Here is a 2549-nt window from a genome sequence, read left to right as displayed (position 1 = left end):
AGATGCACCTTCCCTTGCTCAATCAAGTCCTTCGCCGCGCTTTGAAATGAATTGCGCGGATGACGTCCAACCTTTCATTGCAGCCGACCCTGGCCGGCTACGCCGGCCGGTCGGCTGAATTCAAACGTTAGATTTCTCCATGGTCTACCTCGACTGCTCAGGTGTGCGCTTCGGCTCTCAGCTCGACGAAAAGCATCTATTCCATTGGGCACGAGAGATTAGATCTGTGGTCAATTGGGAGCAGGACACGCTGCTCATTCGATCCAAGCGAATCTCGGAAGAGTCACTACGCGACCTCCTGGCGCTCTTTTGGCGCTACAACATTCCCATGGCACAGCTTGCGCAGTTCAAGAACGCGCAGAACGAGGGATGGTTCACCTCGCCAAAGATGTATTGGCATAAACGCGTCTTCGGCCCGAAATCTAACCACTCTACAGGGACTTCCCGGTAAATCAACCGGTTCGGTATTGGCTGCTTTCGATACTTGCCTTTGCTGTTTTCCCAGCAAGACCTGAGTTCGGGTTCGATGCAGCGCCACAGAGAACAGACTGCACATCTACAGGCGGCCTTGTTGCACTCGTGGTCGGTGCGGGCCCAGATACCAACCGCTCAGCAGGGCTCCATTCATTCGCCGCCGTCGCCACCATGGGCGCGGCACAGGGTTAGTCGAGCTTGCCTGCTGCCGGTCTGACCTGTGAATTGCATCTTCGAACGCAGGTCTACGGGAAGAACTTATGGGTTGAGGGGGGCGTTTCAGACCGTGGCGGTGCCAGGTATTGCGGGCGCTGCCCCAGGCTTGATCGACACGTAGTTCGGATCGAACACGCGATCCTTGGCCAGCAGCGCCCAGACGATGCGCGCGTTCTTGTTGGCCAGCGCCACCACCGCCTTCTGCCAGCCCACGCGGGCGAGCAGTTGCACCAGCCACTGCGAGATCTTGTCCGTGCGTTTGTGCGCCGTCATCACGGCCGACTTGGCGCCCTGGATCAGCAGCGTGCGCAGGTAGTCGTCGCCGCGTTTGGTGATGCGCCCCAGCACCGTTTTGCCACCACTGGAGTTCTGCCGGGGCACCAGGCCCAGCCAGGAACCAAACTGCGCGCCGTTCTTGAACTGCCTGAAGTCGCCCACGGTGGCGACCAGCGCGGACGCGGTCACGGGACCGATGCCGCTGAGCTGGGCGGCCATCTTGGCTTGTTGGTCCGAACGCACGTGCGCGGTGATGCGTTCGTCGCAACTGGCGATGTGGCATTCCAGCTCGACCCAGTGCAGCCGTGCCTCCTGCAGCGCCAGCCGGGCGATGCCGGGTAACTCGTTGCTGGCGTCTTCCAGCACGTCGGCCAGGCCCAGGCGCAGAGCGTCGGGGCTTTGCGCGAAGACGATGCCGAACTCGGTGAGCAGGCCGCGAATGCGGTTGATGCAGGCGGTGCGGTCTTCCTTGTAGCCCTCGCGCAGCCGGTGGATGGCCAGCAGGGCCTGCTGGGCGGGCGTCTTTACGGGGACGAAGCGCATGTGCGGGCGGCCGGCGGCCTCGCAGATCGCGGCGGCGTCAGCGGCGTCGTTCTTGCCGCCCTTGCCGGCCATGCGGTAGGGCGTGACGAAGTGGCCGGCGATGAGCCGCGCATCCAGGCCGAAGCCGCGCAGCTTGCGTGCCCAGTGGTGGGCGCCGCCGCAGGCTTCCATGGCCACGAGGCAGCCCGCCGGCAACTGCACGCACCAGGCGGCGAACTTGTCGGCGGGCAGCGCCTTGGCCACCACGACGCGACCTGCCGCATCAACGGCGTGGACCTGGATCACGCGCTTGGCCAGATCGACCCCGACTCGGGTAATCTCGTTCATGGACTTCCCCTTTCACATGGCTGCAGATTGACGATTCGCACCATCAATCTTGGCGCCTCGACGCCGTGGGCCAGAAGGTGGGAAGTCCCTTCGTATTCGCTCCAGCCGACGGCCTCCGGCCGTGGCTGAGCTCAAMCGTTGAACGTCATGAGCAACCGTACGTTTGCCTGCCTGCAATGCCGGAAGTTGCAGCGCAAAGATCAAAATGTGCCGAATTTCCATTGCCCACATTGCGGGCAAGAGAGTATTCGAGTTCATTGGAAGCTCCACGTGCCTGCTCCTCGAAAGGTAAAGAAGTGGAACTCCTTCTGGGATAGGTATTTGGCGGAGCTGCAGAAAATCGAAGAATTCAGATTCAATCCGAATATCACCGAGATGCACCTTCCCTTGCTCAATCAAGTCCTTCGCCGCGCTTTGAAATGAATTGCGCGGATGACGTCCAACCTTTCATTGCAGCCGACCCTGGCCGGCTACGCCGGCCGGTCGGCTGAATTCAAACGTTGAGCGTCACCGGACCCATGACTGAGATCGAGAAGATTTTGAGCACAGGCGCGTCGGCTCGTGACGAAGGCGTGCCCGAAGTCCTCACTCAGGAGTTGGCCGCAGCCGAAGCCGCACTTGAATTCCGCTTCCCCGCGAGCTATCGAGAGTTCGTGTCGCTTGGCGGCTGTGCAGAGCTGCGGTTCAAGAATCGGACGTTGCCTCCCAATGAG

4 protein-coding genes are annotated in these 2549 nt (G+C 61.3%); 3 read left to right on the top strand and 1 reads right to left on the bottom strand.

What is annotated here, in order from left to right; all coding sequences use genetic code 11:
- The first annotated feature begins 139 nt into the window (after nt 1–139).
- A complete protein-coding gene (locus tag ACXJKR_RS29545) occupies nt 140–451 on the top strand; it encodes a hypothetical protein (protein ID WP_457325879.1) in 312 nt (103 codons plus the stop codon).
- A gap of 302 nt (nt 452–753) precedes the next feature.
- Here ACXJKR_RS29545 and ACXJKR_RS29540 read toward each other — a convergent pair whose 3' ends face one another.
- On the bottom strand, nt 754–1836 hold the full coding sequence (locus ACXJKR_RS29540; RefSeq protein ID WP_457325878.1) for an IS110 family RNA-guided transposase: 1083 nt from the start codon (nt 1834–1836) through the stop codon (nt 754–756).
- Nucleotides 1837–1983: 147 nt separating this feature from the next.
- On the opposite strand from ACXJKR_RS29540, the gene ACXJKR_RS29535 reads away from it, so the two are divergent.
- Both ACXJKR_RS29535 and ACXJKR_RS29530 read left to right on the top strand, forming a co-directional pair.
- On the top strand, nt 1984–2259 hold the full coding sequence (locus ACXJKR_RS29535) for a hypothetical protein (protein WP_457325876.1): 276 nt from the start codon (nt 1984–1986) through the stop codon (nt 2257–2259).
- Between the two features lie 95 nt (nt 2260–2354).
- A partial coding sequence (locus ACXJKR_RS29530; RefSeq protein WP_457320828.1) for a hypothetical protein occupies nt 2355–2549 on the top strand: 195 nt, incomplete at its 3' end.

The sequence above is a fragment of the Roseateles sp. P5_E11 genome (assembly GCF_054049355.1).
This window is presented reverse-complemented; position numbering and strand designations above follow the sequence as displayed.